Origin of the sequence: Vibrio sp. SG41-7 (genome assembly GCF_014164465.1) — a bacterium.
Lineage (GTDB): Bacteria > Pseudomonadota > Gammaproteobacteria > Enterobacterales > Vibrionaceae > Vibrio > Vibrio splendidus.
In genome coordinates this window covers 1-15894 of record NZ_JACJFF010000115.1, presented here as the reverse complement: position 1 = coordinate 15894, position 15894 = coordinate 1, and the positions used below count along the sequence as shown (strand labels likewise).

The 15894-nt window shown below is 42.7% G+C and carries 11 protein-coding genes and 1 pseudogene; 9 read left to right on the top strand and 3 right to left on the bottom strand.

The annotated features are described in order from the left end of the window. Positions 1-123: 123 nt before the first annotated feature. The 4 genes and pseudogenes from H5300_RS21275 to galE form a co-directional block, all read left to right on the top strand. Positions 124-1686 (top strand): annotated as a pseudogene (locus H5300_RS21275) (TonB-dependent receptor plug domain-containing protein); the annotation flags it as partial. After that, a complete protein-coding gene (locus H5300_RS21270) occupies positions 1676-2212 on the top strand; it encodes a YfiR family protein (protein ID WP_182796809.1) in 537 nt (178 codons plus the stop codon). The pseudogene H5300_RS21275 and the gene H5300_RS21270, both read left to right, overlap by 11 nt. Beyond that, the gene (locus H5300_RS21265) at positions 2212-4185 is read left to right on the top strand and encodes a diguanylate cyclase domain-containing protein (RefSeq protein ID WP_182796808.1); all 1974 of its coding nucleotides are present in this window, start codon (positions 2212-2214) and stop codon (positions 4183-4185) included. Before H5300_RS21270 ends, H5300_RS21265 begins: the two co-directional genes overlap by 1 nt. An 85-nt stretch (positions 4186-4270) precedes the next feature. Then, entirely contained in the window at positions 4271-5284 is a 1014-nt protein-coding gene (galE, locus tag H5300_RS21260) for a UDP-glucose 4-epimerase GalE (RefSeq protein WP_017079232.1), read from the top strand. Positions 5285-5640: 356 nt separating this feature from the next. Here the strand turns inward: galE and H5300_RS21255 are convergent, their stop codons facing one another. Continuing rightward, complete coding sequence (locus H5300_RS21255) at positions 5641-7788, bottom strand: TonB-dependent hemoglobin/transferrin/lactoferrin family receptor (RefSeq protein WP_104215388.1); 2148 nt, start codon at positions 7786-7788, stop codon at positions 5641-5643. 224 nt (positions 7789-8012) lie between these two features. Here H5300_RS21255 and H5300_RS21250 point away from each other — a divergent pair, with 224 nt between their 5' ends. Next, positions 8013-8900, top strand: coding sequence for a LysR family transcriptional regulator (locus tag H5300_RS21250; protein WP_004730984.1), 888 nt, complete (start codon positions 8013-8015; stop codon positions 8898-8900). On the opposite strand, the gene H5300_RS21245 is transcribed toward H5300_RS21250, so the two are convergent. Continuing rightward, positions 8892-11573 carry a bifunctional acetate--CoA ligase family protein/GNAT family N-acetyltransferase gene (locus H5300_RS21245; protein ID WP_182796807.1) on the bottom strand — a complete coding sequence of 894 codons (2682 nt, stop codon included), beginning with the start codon at positions 11571-11573 and terminating at the stop codon, positions 8892-8894. The two genes, H5300_RS21250 and H5300_RS21245, sit on opposite strands and share 9 nt — an antisense overlap. A 216-nt stretch (positions 11574-11789) precedes the next feature. On the opposite strand from H5300_RS21245, the gene H5300_RS21240 reads away from it, so the two are divergent. Next, positions 11790-12353, top strand: a complete 564-nt coding sequence (locus tag H5300_RS21240) for an SPOR domain-containing protein (protein WP_004730988.1) — start codon at positions 11790-11792, stop codon at positions 12351-12353. Between the two features lie 179 nt (positions 12354-12532). Continuing rightward, entirely contained in the window at positions 12533-13528 is a 996-nt protein-coding gene (locus tag H5300_RS21235; protein WP_182796806.1) for a D-alanine--D-alanine ligase, read from the top strand. Between the two features lie 250 nt (positions 13529-13778). Here the strand turns inward: H5300_RS21235 and H5300_RS21230 are convergent, their stop codons facing one another. Continuing rightward, positions 13779-14747 (bottom strand): tyrosine-type recombinase/integrase, encoded by a 969-nt coding sequence (locus H5300_RS21230; protein WP_182796804.1) that lies wholly within the window; start codon positions 14745-14747, stop codon positions 13779-13781. Positions 14748-14847: 100 nt separating this feature from the next. On the opposite strand from H5300_RS21230, the gene H5300_RS21225 reads away from it, so the two are divergent. Continuing rightward, positions 14848-15216, top strand: coding sequence for a DUF3319 domain-containing protein (locus H5300_RS21225; RefSeq protein WP_004730993.1), 369 nt, complete (start codon positions 14848-14850; stop codon positions 15214-15216). A gap of 3 nt (positions 15217-15219) precedes the next feature. After that, the gene (yciH, locus tag H5300_RS21220) at positions 15220-15531 is read left to right on the top strand and encodes a stress response translation initiation inhibitor YciH (protein ID WP_009845368.1); all 312 of its coding nucleotides are present in this window, start codon (positions 15220-15222) and stop codon (positions 15529-15531) included. The last annotated feature ends 363 nt before the right edge of the window (positions 15532-15894 follow it).

Sequence of the window (15894 nt, the reverse complement as noted above, 5' to 3'; positions counted from 1 at the left end):
TTACCATGCTTTCGAACAGCATTACTCTGACTGCAAAATCGACAATTAACCTGAATAGTTGCCATGATTGGTACCCCAAAAACGTAGATTCTACCACAGAAAACAACAGATTGGAGTCATGACCAATCTGCCAATGATACTCAAGGGACGTATCTCTCTGGTGTCGCCTCTAATACTGATAATTACGAGTTTAGTGTTCGTCAGGGTTTAAGCCTGAATGACGATGTGAATGCGCGTGCATTCTATAAGTACCGAGAAGAACCCACGTATCGCACAAACGAATCTGAAAAATGGAAAGCGCAAACGGCTGGGATGGTGTTTCAACCAAGTAATACTGAAGAAAACTGGTCATTACGTATTGGTGGTGAGAAAAGCTTTTATGAGTCGGAACTCTATACGTTCCAATATGATAACTCAGGCTCGTTTGTCGGTTCACAAGCCAATGATTTTGATAACAAGAGCCAATCCGCTTACGTTCAATTTAACGACTCTCGTCACTTTAATGAAAGTTCGACACTCTCATATTCGCTATGGGGTGAATATAATGAGGATAATGCCCCTGACGCCCCTGGAAGTTATTCCACAATCGATTTTGACTCGACCTATATCAACCAGCTATCTGCAAAGCATCAGATGACACTCGGTGGTGGCCTGCGATATATGTATCTTGATTTCTCGTCTAGCCAAGTTTCGGACGTTGATTGGTACAATCCCGATTACGAAGGTCGAGCCTACAATATCCAATCTGCCAACGATTATATTGCGAACGCTTTTATACAGTCTCAAATTCAAATGACGGAAGCACTATCTATTACTATTGGTGCCAAGGTTGAACACTTTACACAGAATGACTCAACAGAACTTTCACCTCAACTGCGTGGGTTATATAAGTTAACTCAACGTCACTCATTGTGGGCGGGGCTTAGCCGTGCGGTTGTTGCACCATCTTATATGGATTCAAACTCTACATACTACTTCAACAGTTATAATACCGATTCAAACGACAGTTATCTGGATGTCTATAAATCAAACTCGAACCTTGAAATAGAGGACGTCATAACGGCTGAAATGGGGTACCGCTACTCTAACAATTCAAATTTCGAGCTCGATGCAACAATCTACCTGAGTGAACATGACAATCTTCGCTTCCACAGCTATGACCCGAATGATATCCCCGCTAATCATATCTATGTCGGTGCATTATCTGATGATTATAAAGCGAAAACCTATGGCTTAGAGTTAGGCGCAAGTTATCAAATTACAGAAGATCTCACCAGTTACCTGAGTTATGCCTATTCAACGTTAGAAGGCGAAAACAAGGGTGATGACCCTAAATCTAGCCCACAAACTGGCGTCTATCATGACATTGATAATGAACATTTAGCCACGGCACAGTTGATGTGGAATATCACCGATAGCTGGCAATTCGATGTTATCGGCCAATACATTAATGTGAATTACCCAGACTATTGGATAGCAGGCGATGGCACTCAATACGAATGGCAATCTTACCCACATGAAATAACCTTTGATGCACGTCTTGCATGGAAAAAATCATCCGCAGCACCTTTAATTGAAGTAGTCGTTGAAAACATTGGTAAGAGTGACGGCTATCAAGCTGAATTCACGTCTGAGAAAAGTGTTAACCAAGAGTCTGTATATGTGAGGGTCTCTCATGAATTCTAAGTGGCTCAAGTACCGTATTAAGCTTGGTTTTAATAAACTCAGCCTTGCCACGTTAGCTATGTTTATTGTGCCTTTGAATACATCGGCGGCTAGTTTCAAGCCTTATGAAGTGAAAGCGGTGTACCTTTTTAGAATTGCCAACTTTATTCGTTGGAACGACGAAAGCACCATGAATACGGTTAACTTCTGTGTGATTGGCGATGAGAAGGTAAGCAAAGCACTGACGTCGATTACACAAGGCAAATCTATTCGTTCTCTCGCTATTCAAGTACATCAATTGGTGACTCCTAAGTGTGATATCACTTATCTATCTGATCTCGATAATGATGAATTTAGCCGTAAAGCCCACTCACCACATACTGTGACGATTAGCGATATCCCAAACTTTACGGATATGGGAGGAGTCATTGAGCTAACGCACATCGATAACAAGCTAAAGCCTAAGATCAACTTAGTGAATGCAAAACGCGGTGAATACGTCATTGGCTCAAACCTGTTACGAATCGCTATAGTGGAGGGCCAATAATGTTGTCTTTCATTAATAATTTATCGATTAAAAACAAGCTGATATTACCGATTGTTATCTTCATCGCGGTTACTTTTTTGACCATTCAGTCAGTTAATTACACTGTCACTTTTGAGCGGGAAAAACAAAGTCTTATTCAGCGAGTTAAAGTGTTGGCACAAGGTGTTGCTTATAACCTACAAGCCGCGATTCTATTTGAGGATAAATCTTCGGCTCAGGAGATTCTGTCAGCCTTCGTTGCGGATAAAGATATCGTCAGGGTGAAGCTCTATGACATTAATGAACAGCTTTTTGCGAGTTATCAAGTGAGTAATACGCTGGTTCCAAGGCCGAATACAGATGAATTAAATGACATCGCGGATCATCAATTTGCCATCTCCCAGAATTTCATCTTTTTACTCGTCCCGGTGACGCTGGATGGCGCTGTGATCGCGAACTTGAGAGTGACAATATCAAAAGAGACATTTAATACGATCTTAACGAATATTTTCAAGGTTGCGGCCGTCTATCTGCTGTTTCTGGTGATCTTAGGCGGGGTATTGGTCAAATTGGTTCAACGCTTGATTATCGAACCGATGTTTGACCTAAATGAGGCGATGCAAGCCTTTGTTGAACGTCGTTCAGAACAACCAAAATTAGTTGCAGCGAACCACGATGAGATAGGGGATCTGGTTCGAGCTTTTAATACCATGCTCGAAAGACTTCAACATCGTGACAACCAAATCAATTTTACGCTAGATAAACTACAAGAAGAAAAGTCGTTTGCGAACGAGGTAATTGAAACTGTTCAGCACTCGTTGTTGGTAGCCGATGAAAAAGGGTTCATCGTTCATGCGAACGCTGCCACTCGTGACATTTTTAAGTGTACCGAAGCGTTTCTTGAAAATTTATTGATCCAAGAGTTGATCGCGACAAAGCAAACTGGGTTCTTACAAGAGGTTATCGACGCCAATATTGAGCTGAATGACGAACTACTCGAAACCACCGATCTCTTTCACTCAAAACGCTGGCTTCGTGTGAGCAGCCGTTCGTTGTCAAAGCACGGTCGTATTCTTTATGCAATCCAAGATGTCACGGGGATAGAAACGGCCATGAGTCGCCAGCGTATAGCCGCGGGTGTTTTTGAGAACAGTAAAGACGGCTTAATCGTACTGAATTCATCCAATGTAATTACCATGGTAAACCCAGCGGTCACCCAACTTCTTGGTTATCACGCTGATCTGCTGGTGGGCAAAACACCATTTGACGTTTTTTCTTGGCAACAGTTTTCATCCCTAATGCCGACAATTCGCAGTTCATTGGAAAATTATGGGCAGTGGCAAGGTGAGGTATGGGAGAAGAGTGCATCTGGCACTTTGGTTCCAATGTTTGTAAAAGTGAATCGAGTTTCGTCAGACAATGAGAAAGACGAATTTGATATGGTACTCACACTGTCTGATTTATCTAATGTCAAAGAGATGGAAAGGCTCGAACACTTGGCTCATCACGACGCATTAACGGGTTTGGCCAACAGAGCTCAGCTGTATAAGGTGATGGATGATGTCGTCACCTCTAGCCATTATTCTAATCAGCATTTTGCGGTTATCTACTTGGATCTCGATGGCTTTAAACACGTTAACGATAACTATGGACACGATGCGGGTGACGAAATCCTCAAAGAAGTATCGAGCCGGTTGCTATCTCAAGTTCGTGCAGGAGATTTGGTAGCACGTTTGTCGGGGGATGAATTTGTTCTTATTATTAAACAGACCAACAAAGTCTTGTTAGCAAAGTTAGCGGAGCGACTGTTGGATCTGATCGGGCAAGAAGTGACCCATAAACAGCGTTCGCTTCATGTTGGAGCGAGCTTGGGCATACACTTAGTTGATGGTTCAGAGCGTGATATAGACGTGATTCTAAAGGTTGCCGATGAGGCGATGTACCAAGCAAAACGCAAAGGAAAAGGTCAATTTGTGTTCTCTCGTGATAGTTAATAGCCGTAGGTGTTTGTGACCTTTGCCTAAGTTGTTGTATCATAAGTGATAGGTTGAATATTTTTAATTAAAAGGTCTGCTAAACATGAATGTTTTAGTTACAGGTGGCATGGGTTACATCGGTAGCCATACAAGTATCCAGATGATCAACGCAGGAATGACACCTGTACTTTTTGATAGCTTGTACAACAGTAAACCAAGCGTTCTAGAGCGTATTGAAAAAGTATCTGGTGTTCGCCCTAATTTCATTGAAGGTGACGTTCGTGATAAAGCGCTTTTGACTGAAACCATGAAGCAACACAACATTGAAGCCGTTATTCATTTCGCTGGCCTAAAGGCGGTTGGTGAATCTGTGGCTAAGCCTCTTGAATACTATGACAATAACGTGAACGGCACGTTAGTCCTTGTTGATGCAATGCGTGACGCTGGTGTAAAAACCTTAGTATTCAGCTCTTCAGCAACGGTCTACGGCGATCCTGCGAGTGTGCCTATCACCGAAGATTTTCCAACAAGCGCAACCAATCCTTACGGTCGTAGTAAGCTAATGGTTGAAGAGTGCTTAACCGATTTCCAAAAAGCCAATCCAGATTGGAGCATTACGCTGCTGCGTTACTTTAACCCAGTAGGTTCACACCCAAGTGGTGAGCTAGGTGAAGACCCGCAAGGTATTCCAAATAACCTAATGCCATTTGTCTCTCAAGTAGCTGTGGGCCGCCGTGAATTCCTATCGGTATTTGGTAGCGATTATCCAACAAAAGACGGGACTGGTGTTCGTGATTACATCCACGTCATGGATCTGTCTGATGGCCACATCGCAGCGCTTGAAAAAGTAGGGCGTAAAGACGGTCTTCATATCTACAACCTTGGCACTGGTAACGGTTCGAGTGTATTGGATATGGTTAAAGCGTTCGAGAAAGCGAGCGGTAAACAAGTCCCTTATAAACTGGTCGATCGTCGCCCAGGTGATATTGCAGAATGTTGGGCAGATCCAGCTAAAGCTCAGAAAGAGCTCGGCTGGAATGCGACGCGCACATTGACTGAAATGACGGAAGATACATGGCGCTGGCAGTCAACGAATCCTAATGGTTTCCCTGGCTGATCTAGTCGTTTCATGAATGATTAATATACAAAAAGATGCTTTAGGGCATCTTTTTTGATCTAAATCGAATAAAAAGTGAATTAGTGGTTAAAAAGTATCATTCTGTATCGGTTGTTGTTATCATGCTCGCGAATTATATGTTTAATGTTAATTTTCTTTGGAGTTAATCATGGAACTAGGCCTAATTATCACTTTCATCATTGCTGCTGCAGTAATGGTTAAGAAAGAGATGGCAGAGAAGTAATTTCACTTTATCCCTTTTTGATACAATTTTTAGTGAAAATAATAAAAGCCAGCATTTAGCTGGCTTTTTAGTATCTGCTGTATACGTTTCTGTGGTTCAGCTTTCTAACGAATTAGAATTCGTATTTAGCTGAAATGCCGTAGTTTCTTTCCGCTTGAGAGTTCTCTTTGTAAAGCTCATCATCGCCACGAATGTCGTTCCAACGGTAGTACTCTTCGTTAGTTAAGTTGAATACGCCACCACGGATAGTAAGATCCTTCATTGGCTTGTAGTAAGCTGTCAGGTCAACAACCGTAGCGCTTGGAAGCTCAGCTTGACCAGCGTTGCCGCCGCTTTCGTCATCGAAGTTGATGTCTGAACCAGACTTGTTAGCCGTGTAGTTTAACTTAAGGCTAGTACCCCAGTTTTGGTTTGGAGCATCATAGTTAAGACCTAATACAGCATTCCAAGGGTTAACACTATTTAGTGCATTACCGTTTCCGTCTTCACCTTCTGTATATGAAGCAACGAAGTGAGTTGAAATCCCCTTAGGTGCACCTACCAAAACATCCCATAGTAACGTGTTAGAGAATTCAACACCCTTAATTGTTGCCGAATCTAAGTTAACGTTAGAGTAGTGTGTAGTTCCGCCAACTTTTTTCGTTACCACTGTTTCGATGAAGTCATCGTAATCACTGTAGTAAGCCGCAATTTCAGACGATGAAGCCTGTGTATTATGACGGTAACCTAGCTCATAAGAAATACTGGTTTCTGACTTAAGATCTGGGTTTGGATCGTTTACGTAACCATGTCCTGGGTTGTCATACGTGTAGTACAGTTCATCGAAAGAAGGGGCTCTAAAGCCTTGGCTAATTTGGCCAAAAATGGTGCCTGTATCAGTAAGTTTGTATGTTGAGCCTAAGCGTCCAGTTACCGCAGAATCAGAGAAGTCCGTAAGTGACTCACCTGTATTTTTACCAGGGTCTGTAGAGAAGTGATCGAAACGAACACCTGGAGTAACAATAAGTTTGTCGTTCATTAGGCTAATTTCGTCTTGTACAAACAGACCAAATTTTTGCTCTTTAGCATCAGGAGTGTATACATAGAGCTTATCATCAGTCGCAGTATCAGAGTTGTACTCCATATTGGTATTGCTGATGTCGCTATGTGTATAAGTTGCCCCATAAACTAGGTAATGGTTGTTAATCTCTTTATCTAACTGCGTTTCAATCTCAAGCTTATCTTCTGTGTACTCGTAATCTTTGGTTTGAAGATTGTCGTTGTTAGCAGGAACGTAAGGTGGAAAGCCCGGACCTGCGGGTTTAAAGCGTTTCGTCACACCATTTTCTTCTTTGGAAATGTACGACACTTTACTGGTCACGGTATCGGCAATTGCGCCATCAGCAAACCAAATGTGTTTAATCGCAAATCGATTTTGCTCTGTATCATCTGCACCCGTGTAGCTATCGTAGCTTGAGTGATAAATGTCAGAGTCTGAAGTATCTTTGATTAGTTCAGCTAGAAACTCAATACGATGGCTTTCATTCAATTGATATTGCAATTTTACCAATAGGTTATCGGCTGATGTGTCTTGATCTTCTACTGCGTAATTCTCTAAGTTATTAGAGTCGCGGAAGTTTTGAAGCTCTTCACCGTCACGGCGAGTGTAGGCAACCAATGTTTCTAAGTCACCAAATCGATTAGCTAATGCAACGTGCTCACTGAAAGAGTTATCTTCTGAAGAGTAAGACAGTTTCGCTTGGCCACCGAAGTCTTCGCCATCTTTCAAGAAATCAGAAGGGTCTTTAGTTTCAAAAGCAACAACACCGCCAATAGCATCACTTCCGTGTAAACTTGAAGCAGCACCTTTGATTATTTCGACACTTTTAAGCATGTCGGGATCGATTGAAATACCGCTAGAATTGATAAATGCGTATGGACCACCATCAAATGAACCTGGCTGAGAAGAGCCATCGACCAAAATCTTAACGCGTTTACCTTCCATGCCACGAATGTTGATAGTCTGTGCGCCTTGGCGAGAGCTTGAATTCATCGTTACACCCGGAGTGTATTCGAAGATTTCATTCACATCTTTCGCCATGTTCTCTTCAATTTGCTTATCCGAGATGACAGTAACAGAAGCCGCAGTATTGATAAGTGTTTGATTCGTACGAGTTGCCGATACAACAACCTCGTCAAATAGGGCATAATCGTCAGCAAAGGCTGATGTTGATGAAAGCGCTAAAACGATTGAAGCAGAGAGTAGGGATTGCTTATACATCTGATAGTTACCTTAGTTCCATAGTATTATCTTGATTTGCGAAAGATAATATTGGATCTAAATGATAATTACTATTATTTGCATTTAAATAATTTTCAATCTTATCAACTAATTCATAATTAATACTCTTAAATACCTGTATTAAAAAGACTTTTACAGTTACATTCATAGCCTGAATGCTTCTGTTTTTGTGATTCAAGTCTCATTTATAAAGTAGGAAAGCTATGCATAGTCCAATAACACTTGAAGCATTACACATATTAGATGCCATTGATCGTCGTGGGAGTTTCGCAGCTGCAGCGAATGAACTGGACCGAGCGCCTTCTTCATTGAGTTATCAAATCCAGAAGTTAGAGCAAGACTTAGATATCATGATTTTTGATCGCTCAGGCCACCGTGCAAATTTCACGGAAGCGGGGCAGTTAATATTAGAGCAAGGTAGAATCATTCTTGGTGCCACTGAACAACTCGTTAACGATGCGAGTATTCTTGCTAATGGCTGGGAGCTCGATTTAACCATTGCCTTTGATGGCATCATTCCTATTGCCAATTTCTTCCCGTTGGTCGACGAACTCGGGAAAATCAGCAAAACACGTGTTCGCTTACAAGAAGAGATCTTAGCCGGATGTTGGGAATCCCTGACAGATGGCCGAGCCGATTTATTGGTATGTCCCAAGCTCGACACGATTCCAAACGATATGAAAAGTGACATCATTGGTAAGATGGAAATGGTATGGGTCGCGGCATCAAACCACTACGTTCATAAGCGCTCTGGCGAGTTCGACCAAAAGGCGAGGGAAAGTTACAGGGTTATTGCAATTGCAGACACTGCACGCGATCAACCAGCGTTAAGTCGTAACATTCTAGAGAAACAACCTCGTTTAACCGTAACAAGCTTCCCTGCAAAGGTAGAGGCTCTAACAACTGGATTAGGGATTGGCACCTTGCCGAGTAGTATTGCTAAGCCGCTGATTGAATCTGGCGTTCTACAGCAGATTTCGGGTACAGAACCACAGCCGATTGATATCGTCATGGCTTGGCGACGCAACAAAATGGGCGACGCCAAGTCTTGGTGTATCCAACATCTTAAAAAGACATGGGCGTTAAAGTAACGGTAACACCATATCTGCGGTACCATCTTCAAAACTGATATCTAGCTCGAAGCCGAGCTTTTGAGCTAGTGTCAGCATCCCTCTATTCGTTGGCATCGTCATGCCCGACATCTGTTTAGTCTGCTTCGCACGGCAGTAATCGATAACCTTAGTCATAAGAATACGACCTAAGCCGACACCTTTCAGATCGGAACGTATCAGAATCGCGAACTCGGCATCGGTGTTCTCTGGGTTAATTAGCGCTCTCGATACACCAATAATCGCAGGCACACCTTGTTCCTTACGAACCACCACAAACGCGATTTCTCTATCAAAATCAATCTGAGTAAAATTTGCCAACGCCTCATGATTGAATTCTCCAACATCACTAAAGAAACGTTTATAAAGATCCTCTTTAGATACGCGATTAATAAAGTCAGCATGAAGCGGTTCATCTTCAGGAAGAATAGGGCGTAGCAACACTTCGGTGCCGTCCTTGAGTACGATATTCTCTTCAAGTTCGACCGGATAAGGGCGAATCGCAAGACGTTCTTGTGGATCGCCTTCGTACGCTTTCAAGATGATATCGGCATCTAATATCGTGAACTTGTCACCATTGGCCAGTACTGGATGGATATCCAAATCATGTATTTCAGGGCAATCCACTACCATTTGCGATATACGAACCAGCAACTCAGAGAGCCCTTCAATGTCGATTGGGTTAGGCAGTTTTTGCAGGCGAATCTTGCCACTTTTTATCGCCCTAATGATCAAGTAACGCGCCAATGTCATGTTAAGCGGTGGGAAAGCAGCCGCGGCATCAATCGATTCATCCCACTCAGAGCCACCTTGGCCAAGTAAAATGATAGGGCCAAAGGTTTCGTCCGTTGTGACCTTAACTCGCAGTTCTTGGCCGCCTGCAAGCTTGGCCATACCTTGAATCAACAAGCCATGGATATGAGCAGTAGGGAACGACAATTGAGATCGATCGAGAATTGCCTGAGCGGCATTCGCGACTTCACTACTGTTTCGTAAATTGAGCATCACACCTTGAACGTCTGACTTATGCGCAATGTCTGGCGAGCGAAGTTTTACGGCGACCGGGTAACCGATCGTTTCAGCAATGTGCACCGCTTCACTTGGGTCGGAAGCAATCCAAGTTGGCAACACATCAAGATTGAAGTGCTTGAAAAACTGACTGTTTTGATGGGTATCAAGACTAACTGTATCTTTATCCAGTAGTTGGCGTTCTATCCAATTTTTTGCATCTGCCAAGTCTTCAATGTGCACTTTTTCTGCCGTAGTCGGCGTTTCCATTAACTGACGTTGGTTGCGTCTGTACTCGACCAGGTGCATGAATGCGACCACTGAACTTTCAGGCGTTCGATAGGTTGGGAAACCCGCTTCAGTAAACAGCTTTCTCGCCGGCCTTGCCGTTAACTCCCCAGACCAATTCGTTAAGATATTAAAGCGCTTATGGCGAGGATGCTTTTTAATCGCTTCAATAATTCTCTCTGCTGTTTTGGCTGAATGTGCGACCGCAGAAGGGCTGTGCATGATAAGAATGGCATCCGCTTCATCGCCATCGAGCAAGATGTTTATGGTGTCGATATAGCGTTGATCGCCAGCATCGCCAACAATATCGATAGGGTTACTATGAGACCAGCTCGATGGCAAAACCTTACTGAGTTTATCGAGCGTATCTTCAGATAATTCTGCGAGCTTACCGCCGCGGTCAAATAGGGTGTCCACGGCCATAATTGCAGGGCCGCCACCATTGGTAACAATAGCTAAGCGCTCGCCACGCAAGGGCACTGAATGAGTCAGTGTCTCTACCGCAGCAAACAGTTCATGTAAGTTCTTAACTCGCAACATACCGCTGCGTCGGATCGCAGAGTCATAGATAATGTCTAAGGTATCGGCACCACCGGTATGTGCCATGGCCGCCGCTCGGCCTTTCGCTGTTCGTCCGCCTTTTAGCACTAGAATTCGTCGGTTGCGTGACGCTGCACGCGCTGCAGAGATAAAGCGCCTCGCATCAGTAATGCTATCGACATAAAGCAATATCGCTTCGGTGTGAGAATCGGTACTCAAATAATCCAAGAGTTCCGAGAATTCGATGTCACTGCCATTGCCTATCGAGATAAACGCTGAGAAGCCAATCTCTTTGTCGTTCGCCCAATCGAGAATCGTAGTACACACTGCAGCAGACTGAGAAACAAAGGCGATTTTACCTGGCAGCGCAGTTACCGGAGAAAAAGAGGCATTTAAATTTAACCAAGGGACAATAATCCCCAAGCTATTGGAGCCAAGCTCCCGAATGTTGTGTTTTTTAGCAATCGCTAGGCATCGTGCATCATACGTTTCGCCATTATCGCTTTGTTGCTGCATGTCGGATGAAAGCACAATGACAGAGGCTATGCCTTTCTCGGCCAGCTCTCCAAAAATAGCCACATTACGGGTCGCATTGGTACAGAGAATCGCAAGGTCAGGCACGATAGGCAGTGACAAAATGTTCTTGTATGAGAGTACGCCTGCCACCGAGTCATATTTTGGCGTAACGGGCATCACCGCACCTTTAAAATCCCCGTGCAACAAATTGTTCATGACGATATATCCCGCGCGCGTTTCTCGTTGAGAAGCACCAACAACAGCGATTGAACGGGGTTTAAGGAGGGGATCAAGATGATTCATAGACATATCCTAGCAATGCACGTAAGTTCATCGTAACTTACTTTTCACTCACGGGTTGATGGCAAATTCACCGAATTCAGATGAATAAGCAAACACTGCATAAAGTTTGTGAAATAGGTCACCCACTAATGGTGTATAATCTCAAAGTTAACTTGATTCTAAACCGACGTATCGGCATGATTTATAGTAATTATTATTAAGGATATAGAGCTTTCCATGAAAAAATTTGCAATTGTGACTTTGCCACTGCTCTTGGCTGCATGTGTATCTGACGACTACGTTACCAATGTAACTTCAGATAGTTATCAAGAAGAGTACAAAACGGCAAAAGTTGAAGCTCCAGTTGTATCTCAATCTGAGCAAACAGGCGTTGTTGAAGAAAACGTTGTTAACGTGATCAGAACCGAACCTGTTGAGCAGAAAGTCACTCAAACAACTAAAGCTAAGCCAGTTGCAGTAGTGACAGGCCCAACGAAGAAACAACAAGATATGAACCAGCGCTTTGGTTACACGGTTCAAGTTGTTGCTGTTGGCAGCCAGAGTAAAGTCGATTCTTTCGTGAAAATGCTACCTACGACTTCTCAACCAGTTTGGGAAAACTACAAAATGGTTAACGGCACTAAGTGGTTCACCGTACTTTACGGTGATTACGCAACGCGCTTAGAAGCTAAAAAGGCAATCTCAACGCTGCCAACCACTTTCCAAAACTTGAAGCCGTTTGTTAAGAGCATTGATGACATCAAGAACTCTGAATACCCAACGCTTAACAAGTTGAACTAAGTTTTAATTCAGAAAGAGGGAGCAAATGCTCCTTCTTTTGTTTTAAGACCAGCAGTTTTGTTTAATAGTTAATCGCTCGATCTTTCGAACACAATTTTAACGTTCAAAACACTGTACCTATTTCGACTTTTGTTTATCATTGAAGTCAGTATTCCTAGTTTCAAGGACCGAATTTACCCATGAACACCATTAACATCCTTCTACTTTGTGGCGGTGGATCTTCAGAGCATGAAGTATCTTTAGTTTCAGCCAATTACCTTTTTGAACAACTGAATAGCGTTGCAGATTTTAACGTTGTCAGAGTTGAAATTAAAAACGAAGGCTGGTGTCTTGATTCAGGTGAATTGGTTTATCTAGATATCAATAATCAAACCTTACGTGGCGACAACCTAGAGTCTACAGTCGATTTCATTGTGCCTTGTATTCACGGCTTCCCGGGTGAAACAGGTGACATTCAATCATTGTTTGAAATGGCTAAGATTCCGTACTTAGGGTGTGGCTCTGAAGCGAGCAACAACAGCTTTAACAAAATCACTTCAAAGCTTTGGTACGACGCACTTGGCATCCCAAACACGCCGTATCTGTTTTTATCAGACAACAACGACCAAGCGCATTCACAAGCGACTCAAGCTTTTGAAAATTGGGGCAAAGTTTTTGTGAAGGCGGCTCGTCAAGGTTCTTCTGTAGGTTGTTACCAAGTTAACCAAGTGGAAGACTTAAGCGAAGCGATCAATAAGGCGTTTACCTTCTCTGATCAAGTGCTGGTTGAGAAATCAGTTGTGCCTAGAGAGCTCGAAGTTGCCGCTTATGAAATCGATGGTGAGCTACACATCAGCAAACCGGGCGAGGTGATTGCACCTAATGGCGCATTTTACTCTTACGAAGAGAAATACAGCTCAGACAGCCACTCAATTACCGAAATTGAAGCAAATAACTTAACAGACGAACAACTAGAGTTAATTGCAGACAGTGCTCGTAAAGTATTCACCCAAATGAAGCTTCGTCACTTATCTCGTATCGATTTCTTCTTAACGCAAGACAACGAGATCTACCTGAATGAAGTCAACACCTTCCCAGGCATGACACCAATTTCCATGTTCCCTAAAATGGTTGAACATGATGGCCACAAATTCAGCCAGTTCCTAGAGAACTGTGTGAGAACAAGCATTTCTTAGTTGTTCCAAAATATCTTAGCGAGTCTTACACCACTGGCTAAATAAAAAAATAGCGCCTTGAGCTTACCCGCCAAGGCGCTATTTTTTAAGAGTTCGAGCTTTTTTAGAGTTAAAGCTTTTTGGTTTTAAAGTCAGTCGTCTATTGATCACGCCGTTTTTTAACTAGCGTCTATTAAAAGCTGACTATTCCAAAAGAGGCCATCAGCTTACAGCCAAGGAACTATTGGTTTAATGCCAACAGATAGTCAGCTTATTGCCAAGGGATCAGTGCTTTAAACTTCATCTTCTCAGTCTCAGCCGTACCCGAATAACCCACATATTGCGCAGGCATTGCAGGGCTGAGCCAACGACCAAAATCCTGAATCTCTCTAACCTTAAGACCTTGTTTTGACAACTCTTGTGCGGCACCCACACGAATCGAATTCCCTGAAAAATGGTGGTTTTCTGCGAGTTGAAGTAAGTCGCTTGCACTTCTTAATATCCTATAGATCGACGAATCATCTAAAGGTTGCAGACTGATATTCTCATGCTTGTCTATCGCACGGAAGATGGGCAATTCTTCTTGTGTCCCAGTAAACGCAAACCAACGCTGAAGTGCAGCACTTGCTACTTGCGACAGCCGATACGCTGAATCTTTTACGGTAATCTGGTAATCATTTTCAACGCACTCGACATTACCCATTGATAACGCCTTAAGTTCTGATCGTTTTAAAGCACACTCAAACATCACATTATAAATGGCGATATCTCTGATCTCTTTTAAGCTCGACTTCTCATTTGAAAGTAACGTGTTTAACTCAGCGAGGTGTGCAGATGTCATGGCATTGGTTTGCTTAGCGTCGCCGGCCATTTGAGCTTGCAAGTGGAGCAGGGCAAAACGAACTTGTCTATGCTTGATTGGGTTGGCAAAGCTCAACACAGTATGCAACAAACTAAGCGTTGCAGTGTAACGTTTTAAAGATGCGTATTTTCTGTCACTGGATTCAGTCTCAAGAAAACGACGAACAGCAGTAATAGAGGCAGGGAGTGTGTTGATACGATTTTTAGCACAGAACGCATGGTAGCGATTCCAATCACTGTAGATACCCAGCAGTGAGTTACGAGAGTACTGGTATCCTGTTAACTCATCTATAATTTCAATTGTCGCGTGCCTGTTCAATTTTTCAACAAATGAATTAATTGTCACAGAGTCGGTTAAAATAGGGACTTTTTTTCGCAAATTACCGTACCTCGACAGGTGTTTTTACCATATTATGCTTGATATCATTATAAGTATACTTATGATTAATACAGTGAAAACAAAAAGATGATTAATAGATATGGCTAATTCAATTTACCGTAGCGTCCATCTGCAATCGATGGATGCGAATAACACCATTTGGCGTGCTAAGTTAAAAAACAATGTGATTCAGGGCAACCTAGCTGCCGTGAAGAAGAGTATTGATTGGTGGATTGACACGGCGTCTATTATTGACCCTAAAGAGTTCACTGCATTAAATAAGTCGAGAGGAACTGGTGGCCTAACTGAAAACTTCAACGGCTATCAGATCAAGAATGACACCGGTGAGCCTAACGCGTGGTATTGCATGTTTAACGGGCGTCTTATCAAAGGCGGAAAGATTGCAATCCAGCGTCATATAGAAGCTTACTTACTCGCAAAACAAAAAGCAGAGCAACAAAAGAAGTAATTTATGAGCCTAGTATATTCAACAGAAACAGGTCGCATTAAACCTGAAGAAGAGAAAGTCCAACGTCCTAAAGGCGATGGTATCGTTCGAATCCAAAAAGAAACCAAAGGCCGTAAAGGCAAAGGCGTTTCTATCGTAACGGGCTTAGACCTAGATGACGCACCATTAAAACTAATGGCAGCGGAACTCAAAAAAGTGTGTGGCTGCGGCGGCTCAGTAAAAGATGGCAACATCGAGATTCAAGGCGACGCTCGTGACAAGCTCAAAGCGCACCTTGAAAAGAAAGGCTACAAAGTTAAATTTGCTGGCGGTTAAGCTCTAACTAATGCCAGGGGTAAAATCGAAGATTATTATCACTGGTTATTAGGTATTTTATGGTAAATAGCCAATATGGTTAAATACACAGTATAAATCAGAGAATATCGACACCAAATAAAGGCAGGGCATCACACAAAGATACTTGCCTTATAAACGCCAAAACCAATTTAACATAACGCACATAATACGCACTGAGCTTGTAAGCCCCTGATAGTAATGTCACTTTTGAGCTAGGTTAAAATGTCACCTTAGTACTGGTTGCTGACTACATTTCATGTACCAGCTTCGGTTACTAAGGACTACTGAGATGTTGATTGCCATGAGTGAAAAAGAAATTAGTCGATTCAAAGTTATTCAAGA

Excerpts from the sequence above, each read along its gene's own strand:
- H5300_RS21270 (WP_182796809.1), top strand. The coding sequence starts at position 1,676 with ATGAATTCTAAGTGGCTCAAGTACCGTATTAAGCTTGGTTTTAATAAA.
- H5300_RS21265 (WP_182796808.1), top strand. The coding sequence starts at position 2,212 with ATGTTGTCTTTCATTAATAATTTATCGATTAAAAACAAGCTGATATTA.
- galE (WP_017079232.1), top strand. The coding sequence starts at position 4,271 with ATGAATGTTTTAGTTACAGGTGGCATGGGTTACATCGGTAGCCATACA.
- H5300_RS21255 (WP_104215388.1), bottom strand. The coding sequence starts at position 7,788 with ATGTATAAGCAATCCCTACTCTCTGCTTCAATCGTTTTAGCGCTTTCA.
- H5300_RS21250 (WP_004730984.1), top strand. The coding sequence starts at position 8,013 with ATGCATAGTCCAATAACACTTGAAGCATTACACATATTAGATGCCATT.
- H5300_RS21245 (WP_182796807.1), bottom strand. The coding sequence starts at position 11,573 with ATGAATCATCTTGATCCCCTCCTTAAACCCCGTTCAATCGCTGTTGTT.
- H5300_RS21240 (WP_004730988.1), top strand. The coding sequence starts at position 11,790 with ATGAAAAAATTTGCAATTGTGACTTTGCCACTGCTCTTGGCTGCATGT.
- H5300_RS21235 (WP_182796806.1), top strand. The coding sequence starts at position 12,533 with ATGAACACCATTAACATCCTTCTACTTTGTGGCGGTGGATCTTCAGAG.
- H5300_RS21225 (WP_004730993.1), top strand. The coding sequence starts at position 14,848 with ATGGCTAATTCAATTTACCGTAGCGTCCATCTGCAATCGATGGATGCG.
- yciH (WP_009845368.1), top strand. The coding sequence starts at position 15,220 with ATGAGCCTAGTATATTCAACAGAAACAGGTCGCATTAAACCTGAAGAA.